Annotated in this window: 19 protein-coding genes, 1 tRNA gene and 1 riboswitch; of the genes, 7 read left to right on the top strand and 13 right to left on the bottom strand. The window is 60.9% G+C overall.

What is annotated here, in order from left to right; translation table 11 throughout:
* Positions 1-17 precede the first annotated feature (17 nt).
* On the bottom strand, positions 18-1,511 hold the full coding sequence (locus CKA38_RS01055; RefSeq protein WP_108823847.1) for an excinuclease ABC subunit UvrC: 1,494 nt from the start codon (positions 1,509-1,511) through the stop codon (positions 18-20).
* A 281-nt stretch (positions 1,512-1,792) separates the two neighbouring features.
* On the opposite strand from CKA38_RS01055, the gene CKA38_RS15170 reads away from it, so the two are divergent.
* Together CKA38_RS15170 and CKA38_RS01050 are read left to right on the top strand one after the other, a co-directional pair.
* Positions 1,793-2,176 (top strand): hypothetical protein, encoded by a 384-nt coding sequence (locus tag CKA38_RS15170; protein WP_152032596.1) that lies wholly within the window; start codon positions 1,793-1,795, stop codon positions 2,174-2,176.
* Positions 2,177-2,365: 189 nt separating this feature from the next.
* Positions 2,366-3,631: a CinA family nicotinamide mononucleotide deamidase-related protein gene (locus CKA38_RS01050; protein WP_108823846.1), complete on the top strand. Its 1,266-nt coding sequence runs from the start codon at positions 2,366-2,368 to the stop codon at positions 3,629-3,631.
* A 95-nt stretch (positions 3,632-3,726) separates the two neighbouring features.
* On the opposite strand, the gene CKA38_RS01045 is transcribed toward CKA38_RS01050, so the two are convergent.
* Positions 3,727-5,877 (bottom strand): GumC family protein, encoded by a 2,151-nt coding sequence (locus CKA38_RS01045; RefSeq protein WP_108823845.1) that lies wholly within the window; start codon positions 5,875-5,877, stop codon positions 3,727-3,729.
* A 223-nt stretch (positions 5,878-6,100) separates the two neighbouring features.
* On the opposite strand from CKA38_RS01045, the gene CKA38_RS01040 reads away from it, so the two are divergent.
* From CKA38_RS01040 to CKA38_RS01025, 4 genes are all read left to right on the top strand, one after another.
* Complete coding sequence (locus CKA38_RS01040) at positions 6,101-7,627, top strand: glycine--tRNA ligase (protein WP_108826334.1); 1,527 nt, start codon at positions 6,101-6,103, stop codon at positions 7,625-7,627.
* A 24-nt stretch (positions 7,628-7,651) separates the two neighbouring features.
* Positions 7,652-8,896: a nucleoside monophosphate kinase gene (locus CKA38_RS01035; RefSeq protein ID WP_108823844.1), complete on the top strand. Its 1,245-nt coding sequence runs from the start codon at positions 7,652-7,654 to the stop codon at positions 8,894-8,896.
* Positions 8,897-9,027: 131 nt separating this feature from the next.
* The gene (gene proC, locus CKA38_RS01030) at positions 9,028-9,834 is read left to right on the top strand and encodes a pyrroline-5-carboxylate reductase (protein ID WP_108823843.1); all 807 of its coding nucleotides are present in this window, start codon (positions 9,028-9,030) and stop codon (positions 9,832-9,834) included.
* 35 nt (positions 9,835-9,869) lie between these two features.
* Positions 9,870-10,064 carry a hypothetical protein gene (locus CKA38_RS01025; RefSeq protein ID WP_108823842.1) on the top strand — a complete coding sequence of 65 codons (195 nt, stop codon included), beginning with the start codon at positions 9,870-9,872 and terminating at the stop codon, positions 10,062-10,064.
* Between the two features lie 13 nt (positions 10,065-10,077).
* On the opposite strand, the gene CKA38_RS01020 is transcribed toward CKA38_RS01025, so the two are convergent.
* The 10 genes from CKA38_RS01020 to CKA38_RS00975 form a co-directional block, all read right to left on the bottom strand.
* Positions 10,078-10,899, bottom strand: coding sequence for an ElyC/SanA/YdcF family protein (locus CKA38_RS01020; RefSeq protein WP_108823841.1), 822 nt, complete (start codon positions 10,897-10,899; stop codon positions 10,078-10,080).
* 121 nt (positions 10,900-11,020) lie between these two features.
* Entirely contained in the window at positions 11,021-12,673 is a 1,653-nt protein-coding gene (locus tag CKA38_RS01015) for a sulfatase family protein (protein WP_108823840.1), read from the bottom strand.
* Between the two features lie 50 nt (positions 12,674-12,723).
* A tRNA-Gly gene (locus CKA38_RS01010) sits at positions 12,724-12,798 on the bottom strand.
* Positions 12,799-12,913: 115 nt separating this feature from the next.
* Positions 12,914-13,360: a hypothetical protein gene (locus CKA38_RS01005; protein WP_152032595.1), complete on the bottom strand. Its 447-nt coding sequence runs from the start codon at positions 13,358-13,360 to the stop codon at positions 12,914-12,916.
* Positions 13,361-13,434: 74 nt separating this feature from the next.
* The gene (locus CKA38_RS01000; RefSeq protein ID WP_108823838.1) at positions 13,435-14,589 is read right to left on the bottom strand and encodes a 6-phosphofructokinase; all 1,155 of its coding nucleotides are present in this window, start codon (positions 14,587-14,589) and stop codon (positions 13,435-13,437) included.
* Positions 14,590-14,695: 106 nt separating this feature from the next.
* Positions 14,696-15,496, bottom strand: a complete 801-nt coding sequence (gene thiD / locus CKA38_RS00995) for a bifunctional hydroxymethylpyrimidine kinase/phosphomethylpyrimidine kinase (RefSeq protein ID WP_108823837.1) — start codon at positions 15,494-15,496, stop codon at positions 14,696-14,698.
* Between the two features lie 21 nt (positions 15,497-15,517).
* Entirely contained in the window at positions 15,518-16,147 is a 630-nt protein-coding gene (thiE, locus tag CKA38_RS00990) for a thiamine phosphate synthase (RefSeq protein ID WP_108823836.1), read from the bottom strand.
* 77 nt (positions 16,148-16,224) lie between these two features.
* A complete protein-coding gene (gene thiM, locus CKA38_RS00985) occupies positions 16,225-17,055 on the bottom strand; it encodes a hydroxyethylthiazole kinase (RefSeq protein WP_108823835.1) in 831 nt (276 codons plus the stop codon).
* 73 nt (positions 17,056-17,128) lie between these two features.
* Positions 17,129-17,228, bottom strand: a riboswitch (TPP riboswitch).
* 40 nt (positions 17,229-17,268) lie between these two features.
* Positions 17,269-18,390, bottom strand: coding sequence for a glutamyl-tRNA reductase (gene hemA / locus CKA38_RS00980; protein WP_108823834.1), 1,122 nt, complete (start codon positions 18,388-18,390; stop codon positions 17,269-17,271).
* Positions 18,387-19,238: a cytochrome C assembly family protein gene (locus CKA38_RS00975; protein WP_108823833.1), complete on the bottom strand. Its 852-nt coding sequence runs from the start codon at positions 19,236-19,238 to the stop codon at positions 18,387-18,389. Before CKA38_RS00975 ends, hemA begins: the two co-directional genes overlap by 4 nt.
* A gap of 160 nt (positions 19,239-19,398) precedes the next feature.
* Between CKA38_RS00975 and CKA38_RS00970 the strand changes: the two genes are divergently transcribed.
* Positions 19,399-21,024: a hypothetical protein gene (locus CKA38_RS00970; RefSeq protein ID WP_152032594.1), complete on the top strand. Its 1,626-nt coding sequence runs from the start codon at positions 19,399-19,401 to the stop codon at positions 21,022-21,024.
* Positions 21,025-21,111: 87 nt separating this feature from the next.
* On the opposite strand, the gene CKA38_RS00965 is transcribed toward CKA38_RS00970, so the two are convergent.
* On the bottom strand, positions 21,112-23,043 hold the full coding sequence (locus tag CKA38_RS00965) for an InlB B-repeat-containing protein (RefSeq protein ID WP_161554647.1): 1,932 nt from the start codon (positions 23,041-23,043) through the stop codon (positions 21,112-21,114).
* Positions 23,044-23,259 lie beyond the last annotated feature (216 nt).

Here is a 23,259-nt window from a genome sequence, read left to right as displayed (position 1 = left end):
TTTGCCCGCTGCTCCGGTCATCCCTCCGGATGCAAAAACGCCCACAAATCCGTCGCCATCTTTTCGCCGAATCCATCGACCTCCGTGATGCGCTCCACGCTTGCGGCGCGCAGTTTGTCGATGTCACCGAAATGCGACATGAGCGCGGCGCGGCGCACCTCGCCCATGCCGGGAAAATCGTCGAGCACGCTTTCGCGGATTTTTTTTGAGCGCAGGTCGGCGTTGTAGGTGTTGGCGAAGCGGTGCGCCTCGTCGCGCATGCGCTGCAGCAACTGCAACCCCGGGTGCGTGAGCGGCAGGTTCAGCGGCGGCCGCGTGTCGGGGAAAATGATCGTCTCGTGTTTTTTGGCGAGGCCGATGATTGCGGGCGGCTCAATGTCGATCGCGACAAACGCCTTCAGCGCGGCGGCAACCTGGCCGCGACCGCCGTCGATCACGATGAGATTCGGGAACGCCCTGTCCTCGCCGTGCAGGCGCGAGTAACGCCGCCCCACGACTTCCTCCATCGCGCGAAAGTCGTCGTTGCCCATGAAACTCTTTATGCGGAAACGGCGGTAGTTGTTTTTGTCGGGCCGTCCGTCGGTGAAGTGCACGCACGAGGCGACGACAAACGTGCCCGAAATGTGCGAGATGTCGAAACACTCCATGTGCGCGGGCGGCGCGGGCAGGTCGAGCGCGCTTTGCAGCGAGGCGAGCGCGGCGGCGTCGGTGTGGATCACGCTTTGCTCGCGCTCGAAACGGCGCGCGGGCTGGAGCGTTTTTTCGAGCGCAAAAACAATGTCGCGCAACTCGGCGGCCTTTTCGAAATTGTGTTTGCCGGCGGCGGCGAGCATTTCGCCGCGCAGGATTTCAAGCCATTCGCGCGACTTGCCCTCGAGAAACGTGCACGCGGCGTCAACACGGGCGCGGTATTCATCGGCGGTGACGATGTTGGCGTGCTCGCCGTAGATTTCCTGGCGGATGTCGTCGTAGAGCTGCCAGCGCCCGTCGGGAAGTTTTTGCGGTGACGAGTCGGCGAGCAGCACGCCGAACTGGCGGCGCATTTGCGCGAGTGTTTTTCGCAGCGGGCCTGAGTGCGCGAACGGGCCGAAGTAGCGCGAAACGGAGTCCTTGCGGATGCGCGTGAGGCGGATGCGCGGCAGCTCCTCGCGAGGGTCGACGCGCACGAGCAGGAAGCGTTTGTCGTCAATGAAGTCCGTGTTGTATTTTGGCTTCCACTGTTTAATGAGGCGCCCCTCGAGCAGAAGCGCCTCGGGCTCGGATTTCACCTCGATTGTGTCGAAGTCGGCGATCAGGCCGATGAGCGCGCGGATTTTCGGCTGTGTGATCATCGCGGCGCGCGAGGGCGTGAAATACGACGAGACGCGCTTTTTCAGGTTCTTTGCCTTGCCAACGTAAAGGATTCGCCCGAGCCGGTCCTTCATCAGATACACGCCCGGCTTGTTGGGAAGGCGGCGCACCTTCCCCTTCAAGCCCAAGGGCTCGTTGCTATCTGTGGCGTTTGATGGCATCTGTTTGGGAAATTTCGAATCTCAAAATCCCAAATTCCAAAGAAATCTCAACCGGCAAATATTCAAATCCCAAACCAAGCGCTCGTAATTGGAGATAATGTCTCGCAAACGAATACAAGCCCGAAAAAATCAAGATAGCCAACCGTTTCACCATCCTTATATGGATGTGTAATCTTTGATTCTGGTTGCCAAAAACAAACATGACTACACCGGCTCCATGCATGTGCCGCAGAACGCGCATTATTTTGCAGACTATACTCTGCTTGGGGGCGTTTTTATACGTGCCTGCTGCTATCGCTTTGGGTCCCGCTAATGCTTCCCCGGGTTACTGGGCGGGTATTTTTCAAAAGGCTGATATGTTGATGCATATTTCCTATCTTCTATCCGTATATGGTATTGTGGCTCTCGTCGTCAGTATTTACGTTTCTACGCAGAGAATTGCCCGAAGGCTTTTGCTGACTTGGATAGTGGCTGCGGGTTTGCTTTTTGGGATGGTGGCCGTGGTCATTGGCATTATTCCTCTTTATCTCATTAATAGCCCGCACCTCAAAAATTTTCGTTTTGCCGCGACTGTTGTTTTTTCCGGCCCGTGCATTGTCGCCGGCTGGAATCTTTTTCGCTTATTTGCAATGCGCAGCCAGCTGGAGCAATCGAAAGATTGTTAGTTTAATCATGACTGTCGTCCGAGCAACGCAGTTGAATCAGGCAATGACGGCCTGCAGGTTGGCGTGGATGGGGCGTTGCTAGTATTTTCGCCAGGGACCAATTGTGAGATTGGCGGGGCCAATCAAAATCGTCTTTTGCAATTTGAGATTTCCACGTTTGCGATTAGCATGTTCGTTTGAGTCTTTCCCATGCGACATTTTGAACTTCTTACCCTTGGCGACGAATTGCTGCTCGGCTTGGTTGGCAACAGCCACGTCACATTCATCGGTTCGCAACTCGCCCGGCGCGGTGTGATGCTGCAACGCAACATCACCTTGGGCGACGACGCCGGCGCGATCGCGCGGCAGTTTGCCGAAAGCTGGCGCGCCGCCGACGTGGTCATCACGACCGGCGGGCTCGGACCCACTTGCGACGACCGCACGCGCGAGGCCGTCGCGCGGGAACTCGGCCAAAAACTCGTGCACGACGAAAATGTGGAGCGCGCCCTTCGCGAGCGATTCGAACGTTTCGGGATGTGCATGACGGCGAACAATCTCAAGCAGGCCCAGCGTCCCGAGCGCGCCGAGATTTTGCACAATCCGAACGGCACCGCGCCCGGCCTCTGGGTCGAACAGGATGGCAAGGTGCTTTGCATGCTGCCCGGCCCTCCAAACGAGCTGCGCCCCATGTTCACCGAGCAGGTGATGCCGCGCCTCGCGCGCCTCGGTTTCATCGCGGGCGAGGAGGCGTATGTGCAAATGCGCACAATCGGCGTCGGCGAATCGCTTCTCGAAACAAAATTGCAGCCCGTCTTTGACAGTCATGGCGCATCCGATCCCGCGAGGCTGAGCGTGGCGTATTGCGCGCATCCCGGCGCGGTGGATTGCCGCATCAGCTCGCCCGGCGGTTTGCTTTCGCGCACGCAGCTTGAAAACATCGCATGCGAATGCACGGCGCAGCTCGGCGAGAATCTGTTGTGCGTCGGCCACGATGAACTGCCCCGGGTCGTGGCGCGCCTGCTCGTCGCCAACAAGAGACTGCTGGCCATCGCCGAGGACGCCACCGGCGGAATGCTCGCAAACTGCTTCAACGACATTCCCGAGTTGAATCATTTTTTTGCGGGCGCCGCCGTCTGCCATACGCACGAATCGAAAATGCAGCTCATCGACGTGCCGGAGGAAGTGCTGCTCCAGCACGACGGCGCGAGCGACGAGGGGGCCATCGCGATGGCGACCGGCGCCGCCGAGCGCATGGGCGCCGACTACGCGCTCGCGATAACAGGATTTGAATACAATTCGCGCGCCGGCAACGAACACGGCGGCCCGGTTCACATCGGCATGTATTCACCGCATGGCGCATGGGCCAAAACCGTGACCTATCCCGGTCCGCCGCTCGCCCTCCGCCAGCGCGCCCTTACCGCCGCGCTCGACTGGCTGCGTCGGGAGTTGTTAAAAGAAAAAAACACCCAGTCATAAAAACGCGGTGTTATTTGAAGGTAGGGCGAACCGTCCCGGTGAGCCGGGATAGTGAACGGCTCACCCTGCCAATATCTCACAGCAGAAACTCCTGTTTATTTCTTTTCCGAAAAATTGATTGTATCGCCCGCTGTCTTGTCGCGGGTGCGGGCGCTTTTTGAGCCGTAATACGCGTAGTTTTTGCTGTAATAGGCATAGTCCGCGCCGGCGTTTTTCGGGACGCGGTTGAGCACCACGCCGAGGATTTCCTTGTCGAGTCCGAGGATGGTTTGCTGCGCGCGGAGCACCATGCTGAGCGGATTGCGGCGATACTGGATGAGCAGGAGCACGTGGTCGATCAGGCTCGTGATCACGGCGGAATCGCTCACGCCGATTATGGGCGGCGCGTCGAACACGATGCGGTCGTATTGCGTGCGCAGGTCGGCCAGGATTTCCTTGAGGCGGTCGGCGTAGAAAAGGCTGAGCGTGAAACCGCTGATCGTGCCGCTGGGGATGAAGTCGAGTCCGGGCGCGATGTTGCGGCTGCGGCATTGGTCGAGCGTGACCTTGCTTTGCAGCAGGTCGGCGAGGCCGGGGGTCTTGGCGACGTTGAAAAGGCGGTGCTGCGTGGGACGGCGCAGGTCGGCGTCGATGAGGAGAACGCGCTCGCCGGCGGCGCCCATTGCGCGGGCGAGGCGGAGGAGCGTGGTCGACTTGCCTTCGCCGGGGCCGGCGGAGAGCATCACGAGCGTTTGCGCGCCGTGCGAGGGTTTGTTGCGCAGGGCGAGGGTGATGTTTGTTTGCAGGACGCGGAAGGGTTCGTCCTCCGCGGGGTCGAGCGGCTCCTCGGCGGGCTTGCGCGCGGTGAGTGACGAGGGAATGACGCCGAGCACGGGGCGCTGGAGGCGGCGTTCCACGTCGGCCACGCTGCGGAAGCTGGCGTCGAACATGTCGATCAGCAGCGCGGTGCCGATGCCGAGCACGACGCCGAAAAGGATCGCGAAGGTGATGTTGATCGGCCAGCTGGGGCGCTCAGGCTCGAGCTTGGGTTCGGCCTTGCTGAGGATTTCGACGGGGCGCTTGGGCTGGTTGTAGTCGATTTCGCGCTGGCGCAGGGTGAGCTTGAAGGTGGTGTAGAGGCGCGTGGCCTCGTCGAGTTTTTGCATGGCTTCCTCGAACGGGCGCATGCGCTTGGAGGCGTTTTCAATTTGGGACGCCTTGGCTTCCTCGAGCTGTTTCTTGAGCTCGGTGACGCGCGCCTCGGCTTCCTCGGCCTTGCTTTTGAGCGTGAACTCGTAGCCGGTGAGTTGCGCCTCGAGCTGGGTTTTGATTTTCGAAAGATTTTCGCGGGCGACGATCATCTCGGGGTGCGCCTCGCCGAGGCGGGCGGAAAGCTTGGTGACGTTTTGCTCGGCCTCGAGGTAGATTTGCTGGAGGCGCTGGGTGCCGGGGTCCTCGATGAGTTGCGCGTTGACGAGCGAGAGGCGTTTGTCGGGCGGAATGTCGCGGAAGCTTTCGTAGCGGGTTTTGAGACTGTTGGCGTCCACGGTGAGCGCGACGAGCGTGCTTTGCATTTGGCGGAGGCGTTCGATTTCCATGCTGTTGTTGCGCGGATTCGTGAGGTCGATGCCGGAGATGCTGAGTTCCGCGCGGAGGCGTTCGACGGTGTCGCGCTGGGCGATGACGATTTTTTCCTGCGCGGCGAGCTGGTTGTTGAGTTCGGCGAGGTCGGCTTTTTGCGCGGCGGTGGCGAGGTTGATCCGATCTTCGGTATAAACGCCGACTATCTCATTGGCGATGGCGGCGGAGAGCGCCGGGTCGCGGGTGTCGATTGTGATTTCAACAATGGAGGATGTTTTTGGCGACTCGACGGAGACGATGCGTTTTTTGATGAGGTAATCGTAGGTGAAATCAACGGGGAGCGGCCCGGGGATTTCGAGCACGGCGGCGAGTTTTTCGTTGAGCTTTAGGCGCTCGATGACGGGGTTGATGATTTTGGGTGACTTGATCGTGCGCAGCTGGTCCTGCACGAAGTAGGGATCGTAGTAGTCGTTGCTTTGCGCCTGGAATACGGCGCTGGTCGTGCCGATCTTGAGCACGCGAATGGACGCCTTGGAGCGATACCATTTGGGCAGGAATGCCGTGACCGCGATGGTCGTGATGACGACGAGTGCGAGGATGAGGAGTATGAGAGCCTTGCGCAGGTTGAGCGTTTGCAGAAACGCGGGCAGCGGTGCACTCTCCTTGACTGGATCTGAGTAAGCCATTGTTTTTGGGCGTCACGAAAGACAACGTGCGCCCCGCCGCGGCAGCAAGAACTTTATCTCGCATTGCAAATGAGAGGCGTTGGCGCTCGCGCAAGGGGGCCAATCGCGCGAAATGGCGGATGCGATGCCGGCGCAATCGCGGCAACCCGTCATTGACCGCGCGCCCCGCGTGCGTTTTGTTTCTTGTTTTTATTTTTCATCCAACGCCACTCACAACACACTTATGTCAACGCAGTCCACACCCGCCGAAGTCTCCATGGAAACCATCGTCGCGCTTTGCAAGCGCCGCGGTTTCATTTTCCAATCCTCCGAAATCTACGGCGGCCTCAACGGCTTTTTTGACTACGGCCCGCTCGGCTCCGAGATGAAGAAAAACATCCGCGACTGCTGGTGGAACGACATGGTGCGCCGCCGCGACGACATCGTCGGCATCGAGTCGTCGATCATCATGCACCCGAAAGTTTGGGCGGCCTCTGGCCATATCGCAGGCTTCACCGACCCGCTCGTCGATTGCAAGGTCAGTAAACAACGCTACCGCGCCGACCAGCTCTTCTTCTCGCCCGTCGTCGTCGATGGCAAAACGGTCGGCTACGTTTCCGCGCTCGAAAGCGAAAACACCGCCGCCGAGCTTCAGGCCGCCGCTGAAACGCTCAAGCGCAAGAAGGCGATCCAGGGCGAGCTCGCGTCCGTGCAACCCAAGGACCTCACCGAGGCGCAGCCCGACGAGATTCCACTCATCCCGTCGCCCGCCACCGGCGAGCCCGGCAGCCTCACGCCGCCGCGCGCGTTCAACATGATGTTCGAAACCTACGTCGGCGCGCTCCGCGACGCGTCCGCCGTCGCCTACCTGCGCCCCGAAACCGCGCAGGGCATGTTCGTCGATTTTAAGAACGTCGTGGACACCGGCCGCGTGAAACTGCCCTTCGGCATCGCGCAAGTCGGCAAGTCGTTCCGCAACGAAATCACGCCGCGCAACTTCATCTTCCGCTCGCGCGAGTTCGAGCAGATGGAAATGGAATACTTCATCCACGAGGACGCCGACTGGGCGCAGTGCCACAAGGACTGGATCGAATGGTGCCGCCAGTGGCTCATTTCCATCGGCCTGCCCGATTCGCACCTCTCGCTCTACGACCACCCGAAGGCCAAGCTCTCGTTTTACTCGAAGGGCACGACGGACATCATGTTCAAGTATCCCTTCGGCGTGCAGGAACTCTGGGGCATCGCCGCGCGCGGCAACTACGACCTCACGCAACACGCCGAGGCCAGCGGCAAGCCGCAGGAAATTTTCGACGAGGCCACGAAGAAGAAATTCGTCCCGCATGTGATCGAGCCCGCCGTGGGCACCGACCGCATTTTCCTCGCCGTGCTCTGCGCCGCCTACGCCGAGGAGCAGGTCACCGATGAGAAGGGTAACACCGAGACTCGCACCGTGCTCCGCCTTTCGCCGCGCATCGCGCCGGTGAAGGTGGCGGTGCTCCCGCTCCTCAAAAACAAGGAGGCGCTCGTCGGCCGCGCCCAGGAACTCTACAAAAAAATTAAACGCAAATACACCGCCTTCTACGACGAGTCCGGCGCCATCGGCCGCCGCTACCGCCGCCAGGACGAAATCGGCACGCCCTGGTGCGTGACGATCGACTTCGACACAATTGAAAAGGACGGCACCTTCACCCTCCGCGACCGCGACACGATGCAGCAAACCCGTATCACCGAGGCCGAGCTCTTCGCGCTTCTCGAAGAGAAGGTGTATTGATCCAACCCCGCTCGTTTTCTTCCCATGAAACCCGTTCCCGATCAAAATAACACGGACGCCGGCGGCAAAAAAAACGCCGCCGCGACCGCTCCGCGCGCCAACACCACAAACGATCTCGAAATCAAGGACGCTCAAATCATCTTCGACGCCGTGTGGAACGATCTCGAGCATGAGCGCGGGCGCGAAAATCTCCGATTCCCCAAGGAACTGCTCCTGCTCGGCGGCGCGCCCGGCTCCGGCAAGGGCACTCACGCCAACTTCATCCAAAAAACACGCGGCTTCACCTGCGAGCCCATCGTCATGAGTTCGCTCCTCGCCTCTCCCGAGGCCAGGCGCATCAAGGAATCCGGCAACATGGTCGGCGACCGCGAGGTTGTCGGCTTGCTCATGCGCGAACTCCTCAAGCCCGAATACGCCGACGGCGTCATCCTCGACGGATTCCCGCGCACGCAGGTCCAGGTCGAGTGCATGAAAATGCTTGTCGCCAAAATGGACCAGCTCCGCGCGGAATTTTTCGACACCCCGCTCCATGCGCATTTTCGCAAGCCCACCATCCACATCATGGTGCTTTTCGTTGACGAGAAAACCAGCGTCGAGCGCCAGCTTCAGCGCGGGCGCGAAATTCTCCAGCACAACGAGGAGGTTCGCCGCACAGGTATCGGCGAGTTGCTCGAGGAACGCTCGACCGATTTCGACGTGCCCCTCGCGCGACATCGCTACCGTGTGTTCAAGGAGCAAACCTGGGCGGCGCTCCAGTCGCTCAAGGAAAACTTCAACTACCACTTCGTTATCTCCGAGGGCAGCATTGCCGAGGTTGATGAAAAAATCCTCGCCGAGCTCCGCTACCAAAGCTCGCTCGAGCTCGACCCGCGCACCTACGACCGCGTGCGCACCCTGCCGCTCGCCAGCGACATCATTGTCCACGCGCGCCAGGATCTCGTCAAACGCCTCGATTCCTACGAAACCGAGCACGCCGGGCTTTTCGAGCGCGTCGTCAGTTTTATCGAAAAGAAACTGATGCCCATCGTCATTCGCCACGCCATTTCCGGGCGCGCCGACATCAACAGCGAAGACCCGCTGTTCGATGATCCCCTCGCCCTTGCGATGCTCATCGACACTTTTTCGGAACGCGGCTACCACGCCGTCGTGGATCTTCGCCGCATCGAAGTTCCCGAGAGCGTGGACCTTGCCACCGGCATCATTAAAAACCGCGTGAAAAAAGTGCACCACATACACGTTCACTTCCAGGGCGCGGAACTGAGACGATGATGAAATTTTGGATTGAGCGTTGCCGCGCGAAAACGAATGCAAAAATGGAGCGGTAGTTCCCAATTCAAAATCGAAAATCGAGAATCGAAAAATTGCCTCCGCCTTTCTGCTGCCAGAATAACACAACGCTCATGAACCACATTTCATTTCTCGGCGCGGGTCGCATGGCTTCGGCGATTGTCACCGGGCTCATCAACAAAGGGGCGCGCACTCCCGCGCAGATCGCGTGCCTCGGCAGCGCGACCGACACGACCGCGGCCGATCTCGCCGCGCGCACCGGAATCGCCGCGACCAACAATCTCGAAACACTGCTCGCCGGAGCCGGCACTGTTGTTCTTGCCTGCAAACCGCAGCAGCTCGCCCAGCTCGACGCCAGCCTCGCCGAACTCACCCGCGGCAAGCTTATCATCTCGATCCTCGCGGGCAAGCGTCTCGCGCGCCTCGCGCAAACATTTCCCAACGCGCGCAACATTGTCCGCGCCATGCCCAACACGCCCGGCCAAATCGGCGCCGGAGTCACCGCGTGGGCGTCGCTCTCGTCGCTTGCCGAAACCGACCGCGCGAACATCGACCAGGTGCTTGGCTCGCTTGGACGCGTCGTCGCGGTTGAGGAGACGCAACTCGACGCGGTCACCGGTCTGAGCGGAAGCGGTCCGGCGTATGTCTTTGAATTTGCCGCCGCGCTTCGCGATGCGGGGGTTGCCGCGGGACTCGACCGCGACTCCGCCAAACAGCTCGCCATCGAAACGCTTCTCGGCTCCGCGAAACTTCTCGCGCAGGGCAGCGAGGAAGCCGAGACGCTGCGTGACCAAGTCACCTCGCCCAACGGCACTACTTATGCCGGGTTGCAGCGCATGGCAGCGCGCGATTTCCGCGGCATCATCAAGGAGACGGTCCTCGCCGCCACCGCGCGCTCGGAGGAGCTTTCTCGCGACTGACGCACAAGTTTGGTTTCCATCACATCCGCCGGACAATGACACCCGAAACGCGCAAAAGAATTCTCATCGCAGTTACGATCCTCGTTGCGATCGCCCTGTGCCTCATTTTCCCGCGCGTGCTCGCCTTCGCCAGTCTGGCCGCGCGCGAGCTGCGTTATTTCTGGTGGCTGATCCTCATCGCCGTGGTCGGCATCTACCTGTCGTTTTTCGCGGGACGGAAGAAAAAGTAGCGCGGCGCGTTTTTTAGAGAATCGAGTTTTTCAATAAAAACAGACGCCCGATGCGTTCGCGGATCGCCTTGCTGCTGCATTCGAACGCGCCGAGCTCAAAGCGAAACCATGCCAGCGCGCCTTCGTTGTCGCTTGAGGGAAGCAGGTAGTCGGCGGGGCAGGCGAGGGCGTCGAGTTTGTGATGTCCGCACATGTGCATCGCGCGAGGCATGTGCCACGCGGACGTGACCAGCGCGACCGGCGCGCCGTTTGCGATTTCAACGGCTGTGCGGATTTCATCATCGGTGTCGCGGGCTTCGTCCATGCGAATGATGCGCCCGGGATCGATGCCGAGCGATTCGGCGGCCTCGGCGCTGACTTGCGCGTGCGAAGGGCCGCGCAGATGATAACCGGAGACGATCAACTTCGTGTCGGGTGGCAGCACGCGGAGGATTCGCAACGCCTCGGCAAGCCGCGCGCGCCCGGAATTGCTGAGCTGGTTGATGCGGGAGCGCGCGGGGGCGTCGGCATGGCCGCTGCCGAGCACGAGCACGTATTTGCACGCGGCGAGCTGGGCGGGCACGGCGGGATTCGCCGGATCAAACGCCGATTTTAACTCCGGTATCGGCGCGTAGGCGGACTCAAGCGGGCGCGCAAGCCGGATGGCAACGCCGCGGTTTGAAGCAAGCAGGAGCACGAGCACGGCGAGCGTGATCATGACGCGGCCGATGCGCGCGAGCTTCTCGCGTTTGCGAAGCCAGATGAACACCACGCCGATCACGCCGATAATAAGCGCGAACTGCAGCGGCATGAAAAAGAGTCCGATGATTTTTTTGAGCCAGAACAGGAAAGTCATTGCGCCATCAAACGTGCGCAAGTCGCGGCATGAGGAAAGCCATTGTTATTCACACGCTGCGTTTTGTCCCGCGAGAGTCCCGCACGCCGCATTTTTTACGCGCCGGCCTTTTCGATTTTTGTCACCGGGGCTTTCTGATTTCTTCCGTTCCCGGTCCGGCAAAGGGCGGGTTTTCGAACATGTCTCCGCCGTTTGTCACGCGCGGGTCGTTGGTCTGCGCAAGCACCTCCATCATGCGGGCGGCAAGCGTTTGGCGCTGCTTGTTGTAATCCGCATCGGTCGCGACGTTGACGAGGCAGTCGGGGTCGGTGCGCAAATCATACAACTCTTCCGCGGGACGTTTTCCAAAGGCGTATTTCCAGTGCACAATCCACTCCGGTTTGGAGCCGTGCAGCATGAGCCAGGTTTTTGTCGGGCTCGCGTCCATGTCCGCAAACGCGAAATGCGTGGAGTTGCTTTTTTCGGCAAAATCCGCGGGCAGTTTTTTGGCGTTCCAAGCGTAAGGATCGCCGACGGGCCAGCGTTCGGGCTTGAAGTTGCGAATATACAAAAAGTCCTTCGTGCGGATGGCGCGTTGCGGATACGGCGTGAGGTCGGCGCGCGCGCGTTCGACATGCCTTTCGCGTCCGGTGACAACGTAATCGCGTGCCGGATCAATCTGCCCGTTTTTGTCGGAGAGCAGCAGCGGCAGGATGCTGCGGCCCGTCATGCAGGCGGGCGGTTTTTCCCCGCCGATTTCCAGAAACGTGGGCGCGAGGTCCATCAGGTTGATGAAGTCGTCCACCGTGCGACCGCCCTTGACCTTGTCTCCCCAGCGCACGAGCAGCGCGACTTCAGTGCCGATGTTGTAGAGGTTGCACTTCGCCCGCGGAAAACCGGGGATGCCATGATCGCCGCTCAGAACGATGACCGTGTTGTCGAGCTCGCCCATGGCCTCGAGCTTGGCGATGAACCGTTCGAGCACGGCATCGAGCGCGAGCACTTCGCCGAGATAATCGCAAAAATCCTGCCTCACCTCGGGCACGTCGGGCAGGAATTTGGGCATGCGTCCCTTCAATTTTTCGGGGTCGAGATTCCAGAGCGCCTTGCCCGAGCCTTTTTCCCATGCGCGGTGCGTGTTTGTGGGGCCGAAATAATAACAAAACGGTTTTGTCGCGTCCTCCGGCGTGGCGCGCCGCTTGGCGAGAAACGCCTCGAAGTTGTCAATGCACTCCTTGTAAATCTGCTCCTTGGCGGCATCGAGGTTCCCGCCTTTTGCTACGAGCTTGGTGACGTTCTGGGAAAATCTGTTGAAGCGATTGCCCGCGCCGGTGAATTGCGTGCGCTTGGCGCCGAATGGAGCGTTTGCCGGCACTCCCGGTCCCCACGCCTTGTAAGTGTGGCCGATAAAATAGCCGGACTTTTCGAGCAGCAACGGGAAGGTCGGAATCGATTCATCCCAGATCGCGGGGCGCAGGATCGCGCCGCGTCCGGTGCGGTAAAAGTATTGCCCTGAGAACAACGCACTGCGGCTCGGCGTGCAACTGGGCGCGTTGACATGCGTGTTGGTGAATCTCACGCCTTCGCGTCCCACCCGGTCGATTGCGGGCGTGTTCACGAGCTGGTTGACGGGGTTTTCCTTGTATACGCCCGCGTAGCGTCCCCAGTCGTCGGCAAAAAAGAAAAAGATGTTGGGCCTCTTGTCCCGCTCCTGCGCGGCTCCAAGCGCCAGCACGGCGCCGAACCATGCAAAAAGTTGTTGTATGAGGAAAAGGCGCCAAAAAATATTTTTCATGATTCAGACTGCAAGGGGCCGCGCCGGAGCCGGCCGGCAATCAGGGCCATTGGTGCGGGCAGAGGGAATCGAACCCTCCTCTCATGCTTGGGAAGCACGCATAATAGCCGATATACTATGCCCGCGAAAACCAAAGGGGAACGGCCTCGCATTCAAGGGCGGCGGATGGGGAGGGCAATCACGAATTTGAGGCGCCCGACTTGGTGTTCGTCCGGCGGCATGGCGCAGGGCTGCGCCCGTTTATTGCACTTGCTCGATTGACTCGACCTTGTCGTCGCGGAAGACAACGCGACCGATTTCCTCCACGCGGTCGCGATAAACCGCCTCGGACACCGGCGTGTAATACACGCGCCAGACTTTTGCCCGCGAATCATAATACATGTCGCGGCGATAGCCGACAAAACGGCGCCCCATGTATTCCTGGTAATATTGGTTGTATATCCAGGTGGTCACTGTGCCTTTGGGCGTGACGCGGCTTTTTACTTTGTCGGCCTTGCCCATCGCCATGTAAACCATGTCGGGCGTGTAGCCGACCCCGATGATGCCCTGCCTGACGTTCGCCTGCTCGGTTGGCGTCAGCGAATCGAAGACGGATTGCTTTTCCTTGATGCGGCTGTCCACGGTGCTGCATCCCGCCATCACGAGCGCGGCAACGAGAATGGTGAGAACGGAAACTGCGTTTTTCATGCGCATTGCTGACATGGTTAATCGAACGGCGTTCCGCAAGGTTGTGGATTGGGGGATGATTGCGCGGCAAAAACTCAATCGCCCAGGTTTGTCCCAAGGTGTCGCGCGGAGCGGATCAGGGGATGGTCGGGCGGGAGTGTTTTCAGGTTTCCGGCGACTTTTGAAATCGGGGTTGTCGTGATGCGGTCGCCGTCGACCCCGACCATGATGCCAAACTTGCCGTCGGCGATCATTTCCACGCAGGTCGCGCCGAGGCGGGTGCCGAGGAGCCGGTCGCGGTGGGAGGGCGTGCCCCCGCGCTGGATGTAACCAAGAATGGATACACGCGAGTCGAGACCGGTGAGCGTGTTGAGCTGGCGGGCGAGGCGAAAGATGTTGTCCTCGTGATCGGCGTCGAGCTTGGCGATCACGGTTTTGGCGATGCGTTTTTGCGCGGCGTTGGTCGCGCTTTTGCCGGCCTGGCGCGCGGCCTCGTAGGCCCGCGTGTCCTCGATGGAGCGCGCGCCCTCGGCGACGGCCACGATGCTAAACTTCGTGCCCCGCGCGACGCGGCGTTTGATGGCCGCGGCGATTTTGTTCACATCGTAGGGGATTTCAGGGACGAGGATCACGTCCGCGCCGCCCGCGAGGCCGGCGCCCATGGCGAGCCAGCCGGCGCGGTGCCCCATGATTTCGGCGAGGATGATGCGGTGGTGGCTGTGCGCGGTGCTGTGCAGGCGGTCGATGGCGTCGGTTGCGATTTCGAGCGCGGTGGCGAAGCCGATGGTGGAGTCGGTGTGCGCGACGTCGTTGTCGATTGTCTTTGGCAGCGTGACAATGTTGAGGCCCTTTTCGGCGAGCTTGAGCGCGTTTTTGTGCGTGCCTCCGCCGCCGATGCAAACGAGCGCGGTGAGCTTGTGGCGCTTGTAGGTGGCCACGAGTTTGTCGCGCACATCGACGGGGCCTTTCGGCGTTTCCATGCGGTGGGGCTTGAGCCGGCTCGTGCCGAGCACAGTGCCGCCGACTGTGAGGATGTTTGCAAGGTCCTCCTTTTTCAACTCGACCCAGCGATCCTCAAGCATGCCGAGGAATCCGTCGCGAAACCCGATGACGTTCCAGCCTTTGCCGATGGCGGTTTTGCCGATGGCGCGGATGGCCGCGTTGAGGCCAGGACTGTCGCCCCCGGCGGTGAGAACTCCAATGCACGTTTTCTTTTTGGATGATTTGGGATTCTTTTTCGACGGCTTCATCTTTGCATCCGAGGAAAATGCGAAGACCGCGCGCGGGCAAGGCGCAATAAGCGCCCCGCGTTAAATCGCGCGCATTAAGCCGGGCGTCGCAAGAGATGCCGCGCCCCTACTTCCACAGATTCCAAAAATGGTGCGTCGGGCCGTGGCCGGAGCCGACGTCGAGCGCGCCGGAGGCTTCGATGGCGCGTGTGAGGTAGGCTTTGGCGGCGCGGATTGCGTCGAGCGGCGTGGCGCACTGCGGGAGCTGGGCGGCGATCGCGGCGGAGAGCGTGCAGCCGGTGCCGTGCGTGTTTTTTGTGGCGATGCGCGGGGCGCGGAGCTCGGTTTGCGTGACGCCGTCATCAACGATGTCGATGCTTTCGGCGCCGTCGAGATGGCCGCCTTTTACCATGACAATGCGCGGGCCGAGCTCGCGCAGGGCGCGCGCGGCTTTGCGCATGTCGTCGAGATTTTTTATCGGCGCGCAGCCGAGGAGCACCTCGGTTTCGGGGATGTTGGGCGTGATGATTTCGGCGAGGGGAAAGAGTTCGCCGCGGAGCGATTCGATGGCGTCATGGGCGAGCAGCTGGTGTTTGCTTTTGGACACCATGACGGGATCGATGACGATGCGTTTCGCGTTGTGGCGGCGGAGGTCGGCGGCGACGCGACGCGTGATCTCGGCGGTGCCGAGCATGCCGATTTTCACCGAGTCAACGCGCACGTCGGCATACAGCGTGTCGATTTGCCTCGTGATAAAATCGAGGGGAATTGGATAAATGCCGGTGACGGTTTGCGTGTTTTGCGCCGTGAGCGCGGCGAGCACGCCCATGCCGTAGGCGCCGTTTGCGGAAAATGCCTTTAGGTCGGCGAGCACGCCGGCGCCGCCCGACGGGTCGGTGGTTGCGATCGTGAGAACGTTTGGAATCATGGGATGTGCCGGGAGGAGTTTTTATTTTTTGATCCCGCCTTCGCGGAGCGCCTTGGCGGCGGCCTGGATGTCGTTTGCGTAGGAGAGCGCCGAGACGATGGCGATGCCGGTCACGCCGGTCGCATAAATGGCGGGCGCGGTTTCCACGGTGATGCCGCCGATGGCGACATTGGGCACGGGGGCGAGCGCGACGAGCGCGGCGAGGTCGGCGGCACCGATTGCGGGCGGGGCGTTGCGCTTGGATTGCGTCGGGAAAACGGGGCCGATGCCGATGTAGTCGACGACGGTCTTGTCAACCGCGAGGACCTGCTCGCGATTGGATGTGGAGAGGCCGAGCAGCTTGTCTTTGCCGATGAGACGGCGGACAACGGGCGCGGGCAAATCGCCCTGGCCGATGTGCACGCCGTCGGCATCGAGCGCGAGCGCGAGATCGACATGGTCGTTGATGATGAGCGGCACGCCGAGGCGCTTGAGCAGGTCGCGCACGGCCATGCCGTTTTCGTAAAGCTCGCGTTTCGTGCCGCCATCGGTGCGGTATTGCACGATGGAGACGCCGCCCGCGACGGCGGCTTCGATGGATTCGAGGAATCCCTTTTTATAAACCGACGGCATGTCGGTGACCATGTAGAGTGTGTAATCGGGTTGTTTCATGGGAAAGGAGTCGGGAGTCAAAGTAGAGGAGCCAGAATGTCGGAGTCGGGAGAATGTGTGTGATGGGTCGCCCGGGTTCAGGCATTCTGTTTTACGGTCTCAAGTTTTGCGAATTTGCGAATGGTGTCGGCGTCGAGCCGGTCGAGTTCGTCGATGAGCGCGGTGCGAAAACTTCCGGGGCGCGGCGCGCGCGCGGCGGCGAGTTCGCCCGCGATCGCCATGAACACGGCGGCGGCGGCGGCGCCATGAATCTTGTCCGGCGCGACGGCGACGCACGCCGCGGCAAGCGCGCCTTGCGCGCACCCGACGCCGGTCACGCGCGTGAGAAGCGGATGGCCGTTGGCGCAGGCGAGCGTGCGCGCGGCATCAAGCGCGTAATCAACGGGACCGGTGACAAGAACGGCGTTTCCAGTCTGCGCGACGAGTTGCGCGGCGGCATCAAGCGCGTGCTCGGCGCTGTCGCCGCTGTCCGCGCCGCGACCTTTTCCGGCGCGGCCCGCGAGCGCGATGATTTCGGAGGCGTTGCCGCGAATGAGCGCGGGGCGTTGCGCAAGAATCTCGCGCGAGAAACGCGTGCGCAGGCTGATCGCGCCGATCGCGACGGGGTCGAGCACCCACGGTTTTTCGGCAAGCGTGGCAGAGGCGATCGCGGCGCGCATCGCCTCCATTTGCGTGGTGTCGAGCGTGCCGACATTGATGAGAAGCGCGTCGGCGATCGCGGCAAATTCGGCGGCCTCCTCCGCGTGCTCGACCATCGCGGGCGACGCGCCGATGGCGAGGAGTATGTTTGCGGTGATGTCCTTGACGACCTCGTTGGTCATGCAATGCACGAGCGGGCGTCGCTCGCGGAGCGTTTCGAGCACGCGGACGATGTCGTCGACGATGACTGCTGGTTTGTTTTGGGCCATGTTTGCGAGATTTGGTTCAACGCGGTTTTTTCGCGGCGACTGAACCGGCCCGCCGTCCCGGTGCTGGCGCGCCCGGCGCGGCTGTGACGATTCCCTTCGCCGGTATTAACCGGATCAGGTTCGACGGGTTTGTTCTCAGCTTCCCTCGGGCGGAAGCACCCCGTGTCACTAGACGCGGCGGAGTTTTGCCCGCGGCGGGGCGCTGTCAATCCTTCAGGATGCGTCGCCGGAACGAGACGGGCCGGGGCTTGGCGCTTCCGGGGCGATCTGACTCCAAAGCATGGCGGATTTTTCGCGCAAAATCTCGCGCGCGCGAACGACCTCGTTTTCACGGGCGGCGCGGTTTTTTTCGGCGATGCGCGCGAGGTCGTCGAGGTTGTAAACAAAAACATTTTCGATGTCGGCGACGGATGGCTCGACATCGCGCGGCATGGCCAGGTCGATGAAAAAAAGCGGCTGCGCGCGGCGACGGCGCATGGCGGACTCGGCGGCGTCGCGGCGGATCACGGCCTCAGGCGCGGCGGTCGAGCAGACGACAACGTCATAATCGGCGAGGTGCGCGGGGATGTGCTCGAAGGGCAGGGCGGTGGCGCCGAGACCGCTTGCAAGCGCCATCGTGCGCTCAAACGTCCGGCTGGCCACGGTGAGGGCGCTCGCGCCGCGACTCTGAAACGCGCGCGCGGTTTTTTCGCTGATATCGCCCGCGCCGAGCAGGAGGATGCGCGTGCGCCCAAGCTCTCCGAAAATCTTTTGCGCAAGATCGACAGCGACATTGGCGATGCTTACCTGGCCGGCGGTGATCGCGGTGCTGGTGCGGACGTGTTTTGCGTATTGGAATGTTTTTTGGAAAATGCGGTTGAGCGCGGGGCCGGTCGCGCGGCGCGTCAGCGCGTCGGCGTAGGCGTCCTTCACCTGGCCGAGAATTTCGGTTTCGCCGAGCATCTGCGAGTCGATCCCCGCCGCCACTTCGAGGAGATGCTGGATGGCGTCGCGTCCCGTCGCATGCTGGCGGATCTCGCGAAATGTTTTCTCGGGGAATTCCTGCAGCGCGCAGAAATTTTCCTCAATGCGCGCAATCACCGCGGGCGTTTCGGCGATGCCGTAGATTTCGACGCGGTTGCAGGTGTTCAGCACGACGACCTCGCGCAAGCCGTCGATTGCGGCGAGGCGGCATTGGAGGCCGGGCAGCTTGTTTTCGGTGAGCGCGAGTTTTTCGCGGAGTTCGATCGGCGTGGCGTGGTGATTTGCCCCGACAAAAAAGAAACCCGACGGTGCGTTCGGGGCGCGCGCGGATTTGGCGGCGGCTTCAGGGACGGCTGTGTTATCGCGGCTCATGGTTTCTGGTGCGCGTCCGTGCCGGTTGCGCGAGAAGCGCGGTGATTGTTGACCAAGCCGATGGAGAAAATTGCCACGACAAACAACACGATGCACGCCCACGCGAGACGGCGGGCGGGCACGATATTTGCGAGCCGGAGCGCGAGGAACACCGCGTAGAGAAACCAGATCGCGCCGAAAAAAAGCATGGCGAACCCGACGGTGTGCCCCGCGCCGCGCTGCCAGTGGATGAGCGCGACGGCGAGCGACGCGCCGAGCAGGATCGCGCCGGTCGCGTGCAGGCGCAGGTTGATCTGGTCGAGCGCGCGCATCGACGGCAGAAACGAAAAAATGCCGTCCATCCGCCGGCGCTTGATGCTGAACCACTGAAGCAGATACATGCCGGATGTGAGCGCGAGCAGCCCGAAAACGCCGTAGCTAAAAAGCGCGAGCGCGGCGTGAAACTCGATCCACGCGTTGCCGCCGGACGCAGACGCGCGGCAAACCGCGTCCCACGCCGGAACCGCGAGCGAAACGAGGCTGAGCGCGGCGGCAAACGCGGACGTGAAAAACCCGAGCAGACTCAACCGGAAAACCGCGCCGACGATAAAATACAGGGCGACCGCCGACCATGTGGTGAATTGCAAAATCTCAAACGTGTTGCCGATGGGACAGCCGCCGATTGCTTTTCCGCGCAGATACAGTCCGAGGGTTTGCGCGACGAACCCCGCGAGCATGATAAAAAACGCGAGGCGGTTCGAATGACGCCCGCGCCGGACGAGCGGGACCACACCGAACAAAAAGCCGCCCAGGTAAAGAGCGGCCGCCAGCCAGAGCCAGGCGCGGTCTGTGAGGAAAGTCTCGATCATTCGCGGCCGATTAGATGCGAAATCTTCCGGCAAGCGCAAGACAGCGGATTGCCTGAAAATTAGAATGCGGGGTTTCGTTTTTTTGCGTGGTTTACATTACATATTTTTATGATGCATGGTTTCCATCACACCCACCCACCAACCACGCATATTACCCATCATGAGCGCCCCCTCGTCACACATCAGCCGCATGTTTCTTGTCGTGCTGCTGCTTCTGCAGGCCAATGTTGCTGTCGGTGCAGAAAAGGAATTGAAGTGGCAGTTTGTGAGGAGCGAGCATTTCACCATGCTCAGCGCGACGAATAAAACCGATTCGCGCGAACTGCTCATGCGACTCGAACAGCTTCGAACCATGTTTCTCAACGCCCTTTTAAAACGACGCGCCCGCGAGATGCCGTGCACGATTGTCATGTTCGACACGCGTTCGCAGTTTGAGCCCTACATGCCGCTCTACAAAGGCAAAGTAAAACCGGTGGGCGGCTTTTTCATGCCGGGAAGATTCGGGTCGCACATGGCGATGAGCAATGAGCACTACGAACATGCCGCTCGCACCATCATCCACGAATACTTGCACTCCCTCGTCGGGGCTTATGCGCCCGGCATTCCCGTATGGCTCAATGAGGGACTTGCCGAGCTTTACGAGACATTTTCCAGCGAAGGCGACGATGTTGAGGTCGGTCGCGCCCACAAGGGGCACCTCAGGACGCTCAGTGAGTCGAAATGGCTGCCGATGGAAGAATTTCTCAAGGTCACTCACGGCAGCCCGCATTACAACGAGAGCGACAAAATTAGTGTTTTCTACGCGCAGTCGTGGCTGTTCACACATTACCTGATTTGCGGCGAATTCGCGGACAAGGGCGCGCTCGGCCGCTTCATCAACGCCTCGCTCGACCCCGATATTCCCATGGCGCGTGCGTTCGAGGAATCCTTCGGCATGGATTACAAAACGATGGAGCGAGCCCTGAAAAAATACCTCCGCGCGGGCAAGCACAGCGTGCGCCGGGCGAAAATCCCTTATGCCCCGATCTTGAAGAAAATCGAAATCACGCCGGCCGACCCAATTGACGCCGAGCTCACGACGCTCTACCTGAAATTCAGAAGGCATCGAGACAACGGCATGGCTGAACAACGCTTGCGTGAAATCTTGCGGACACAGCCGGACAATGCGCGGGCGCACGCCTTTCTTTATGAAGTGCTGCTGGCCTCCAGCATGCCCCGCCGCTCCGCCGACGGCCAGGCACCCGCGCGGCCCACCCCTGATGAAAGGCGGCGGATGCAAGAGAAACGCAAGCTGGCCCGTCAAAGCCTTCTTCGCGCCGTCGAGTGCAAAAGCGATAACGCCGCCGTATATGCCGTGCTCGCGGACGAGGAGTTCAATCGCATAGATTTTCACCTTGGCAAGTTTATCAAACCCGACGTCAGCGAGCGTCTCCGCGGGTGGCTCGACCATGCCATCGCCCTTGATCCTGATTACCTCGACGCTTACAACACGCTCGCGTTAGTGGAGGCCTTCAGCGAGGAATTTCGCGAGGACAAGTGGCCGTCGATAATCGAAGCCGTCAAGGCGCGCCGTCCGCTGGGTCGCGGTTGGATTGGCTTAGCCGCCATGTGCTGGCGTTTTGACGAGAAGGAGCAATGCGCCGAGATTCTCCGCCGCTTCAAGGACGCTCCCAGTGTCGACAGGCGCGCCTCGCGCTTTGCGTCCGCCATGCTCGATGAATGCGAAGGCCGTGTTCGAAAGAAATCCGCGAAGAAAATGTCCGTCCCGGCAAAACCCGGCGAGTGAGCGCGGCGTGTAAGCAACATTTGTTTCCCCGGCAACCATCGCAGTGCGTTTGGGGCACCAGTGATTTCCTTCATGGGGATTTCATAATCACTCGCGCCGGCGCAGCGCGATCAGCGCGGTGAGCGCGGCGAAAAACCAGAGCGACGGGGCTCCGCCGCCATAAGCATCTTTTTTTGTCACGACCCCCGAGTTTCCGGAGTTAACGGGTTCGTAGAGCGCGTAAACGCTGGTTGCGTTTGCGGGCATGGTGAAAGTGGTCGAGGTGTTTTTTGCATTGGAGAAACTGCCTCCGTTGATGCTCATCCAGCCGTCGAAGACGGTGCCCGAGGGCGGGTCGTTTGCGACGAGCGAGATTCTTTCACCTTCCGCGTAATTACCGGAGCCTTTGCCCTTGATGACCGTCAGCACATGGGTGTTTGGCGGTGGTGGCGTTGTGCCCGCCTTGAAGATTGCGAGGGTTACCACTTTGCCGGTTGGAAGATCGACTTTGCGGATGACGGAATTGCCCGTGTCGGCCACATAAAGACTTTTGTTGCCGTCAAAGACGATGTCGGAGGGGCGGTTGAACCGGGCTGTGTTTCCGGTGCCATCGGCGAAACCGGCGCTCCGTGCTCTGCCCGCGATGGTCAGGACATAGCCGAGGTCGGTGATTCTTCGTATGGTGGAGTTGCCGGTATCAGCCACATAAAGGCTGCCAAGGGTGTCGGATGCCATGCCGCGCGGCTGGTCAAAACGGGCGCTGGTGGCCGGGTTTCCGTTGGCCGTGCCGGAGGCGCCGGGATATCCCGCCCACGTGATAATGGAGCCATCCTCGGCGGCGGTGCGGATGATGTGATTGCCGGTGTCGGCGATAAAAATGTCGTCGTTGTCATCGACATGTAATTGGGTTGGGTTTCGAAAACGCGCGCTGTCTCCGGTGGCGTCCGCAAATCCCGGCGCCCCGGCGAGTCCGGCGTGGGTGCTCAGTTCGCCGTGCGAATCGATTTCGTAAATGACATGGGCGTCGGTGTCGGCGATGAGCACATTTCCACCGGCGGTTGTGGCGATGCCGCCCGGTGACGCGAGTCCGGTGGCGACTGTGTTGACCTCGCCTTCGGGTGTAATTTTGCGGACGGCTCCGTTGCCGCTGTCGGCCACCAGAAGGTCGCCTGTTGTGTCGAATGCGAGCGCGACGGGTGCGTTGAACCGCGCGTCCGTGCCGGAGCTGTCGGTCAGCGCCGCCTTCCGCACGGCCCCCGCGAAGAGCGTGGCGGTGAGATCGGGCGCGACTTTGTAGATGACGTGCCTGAATGAATCGGCGACGTAGAGGTTTCCGTCATCATCGAGCGCGAGGGCGGCGGGTGTGTGGAAGAATGCCGGGATTACATTGAGCGTGAACGTGTTGCTGTAAGCCGGCGAGCCGATGCCGTTGCTGGCGATGCGCCGGATCATGTCGCCGTTATGAAATCCGGCGCCGGCCGTGAATGTGAGTGAGTGTCTCGTGGCGCCCTGGATATTGTGCCACGAGGTGCCGCCGTCGCCGGAGACTTGCCATTGATAAACGGGGGCGGGCTGGCCCCCGGCCCGGGCGACAAGGGTGACGGGTTCCTTTTCAAAGGCAGTTTGCGAGGCGGGCAGCCTTCCAATGTTGTAAGGCTCGGCGTTCACCGTGAGCAGCGCCTCGTCGCTGAATATGAAGGCGGTGTCGCTGTATATGTTATCGATTGGATAGCTGACGCGGCATCTGTAAAGTGTGCCGTCGAATCCGGGTGGTGTTGAGGTTGTCTCGAGCGTGTCCGTGGTCGAGCTTCTGCTCACGTAGTAAGAGCCGTATTCGGGCACCTCGTCCCATGAATAACCGCCGTTGTTGGAGTATTCCCATTGATAGAATACCGTGTCCCAATAACCGACGCCGCCGAGATCGACGGTAAAGGTGGCGCCCTTGCCGGCGAGAATGGTCTGGTCGTTCGGATGCCTGGAAAAATACGGGTCCGCGATGAGGGATCCCGTGAGCAGCAACAGGCCGGGCAACAACGCCATTATTGCTTTCGCGCCGATCCCAAACGTGTTCCTCAGGTGGATGCCGGCACGGGTCGGGGTTGCATGCTGGCGCCTGGTGTTTGTCCTCCGGGGCACTAATCTTTCCACTGTCTCACTCCGGATTGCATGTCGAGTTGAGTAATGGGCTTTCATGCTGGCAGGCATGACGCGACCGCATGACATAAGTTGCGCGCACACGTTTGTGTTTTTGCGCGC

Source organism: Ereboglobus luteus (assembly GCF_003096195.1).
In the GTDB taxonomy this organism is placed as follows: Bacteria; Verrucomicrobiota; Verrucomicrobiia; order Opitutales; family Opitutaceae; genus Ereboglobus; species Ereboglobus luteus.
This window is presented reverse-complemented; position numbering and strand designations above follow the sequence as displayed.

Excerpts from the sequence above, each read along its gene's own strand:
- CKA38_RS01035 (WP_108823844.1), top strand. The coding sequence starts at position 7,652 with ATGAAACCCGTTCCCGATCAAAATAACACGGACGCCGGCGGCAAAAAA.
- CKA38_RS01025 (WP_108823842.1), top strand. The coding sequence starts at position 9,870 with ATGACACCCGAAACGCGCAAAAGAATTCTCATCGCAGTTACGATCCTC.
- thiE (WP_108823836.1), bottom strand. The coding sequence starts at position 16,147 with ATGAAACAACCCGATTACACACTCTACATGGTCACCGACATGCCGTCG.
- CKA38_RS01015 (WP_108823840.1), bottom strand. The coding sequence starts at position 12,673 with ATGAAAAATATTTTTTGGCGCCTTTTCCTCATACAACAACTTTTTGCA.
- proC (WP_108823843.1), top strand. The coding sequence starts at position 9,028 with ATGAACCACATTTCATTTCTCGGCGCGGGTCGCATGGCTTCGGCGATT.
- hemA (WP_108823834.1), bottom strand. The coding sequence starts at position 18,390 with ATGAGCCGCGATAACACAGCCGTCCCTGAAGCCGCCGCCAAATCCGCG.
- CKA38_RS01020 (WP_108823841.1), bottom strand. The coding sequence starts at position 10,899 with ATGACTTTCCTGTTCTGGCTCAAAAAAATCATCGGACTCTTTTTCATG.
- CKA38_RS00975 (WP_108823833.1), bottom strand. The coding sequence starts at position 19,238 with ATGATCGAGACTTTCCTCACAGACCGCGCCTGGCTCTGGCTGGCGGCC.
- thiM (WP_108823835.1), bottom strand. The coding sequence starts at position 17,055 with ATGGCCCAAAACAAACCAGCAGTCATCGTCGACGACATCGTCCGCGTG.
- CKA38_RS01040 (WP_108826334.1), top strand. The coding sequence starts at position 6,101 with ATGTCAACGCAGTCCACACCCGCCGAAGTCTCCATGGAAACCATCGTC.
- thiD (WP_108823837.1), bottom strand. The coding sequence starts at position 15,496 with ATGATTCCAAACGTTCTCACGATCGCAACCACCGACCCGTCGGGCGGC.
- CKA38_RS01005 (WP_152032595.1), bottom strand. The coding sequence starts at position 13,360 with ATGAAAAACGCAGTTTCCGTTCTCACCATTCTCGTTGCCGCGCTCGTG.
- CKA38_RS01055 (WP_108823847.1), bottom strand. The coding sequence starts at position 1,511 with ATGCCATCAAACGCCACAGATAGCAACGAGCCCTTGGGCTTGAAGGGG.
- CKA38_RS01050 (WP_108823846.1), top strand. The coding sequence starts at position 2,366 with ATGCGACATTTTGAACTTCTTACCCTTGGCGACGAATTGCTGCTCGGC.
- CKA38_RS00965 (WP_161554647.1), bottom strand. The coding sequence starts at position 23,043 with ATGGCGTTGTTGCCCGGCCTGTTGCTGCTCACGGGATCCCTCATCGCG.
- CKA38_RS00970 (WP_152032594.1), top strand. The coding sequence starts at position 19,399 with ATGAGCGCCCCCTCGTCACACATCAGCCGCATGTTTCTTGTCGTGCTG.
- CKA38_RS01045 (WP_108823845.1), bottom strand. The coding sequence starts at position 5,877 with ATGGCTTACTCAGATCCAGTCAAGGAGAGTGCACCGCTGCCCGCGTTT.
- CKA38_RS01000 (WP_108823838.1), bottom strand. The coding sequence starts at position 14,589 with ATGAAGCCGTCGAAAAAGAATCCCAAATCATCCAAAAAGAAAACGTGC.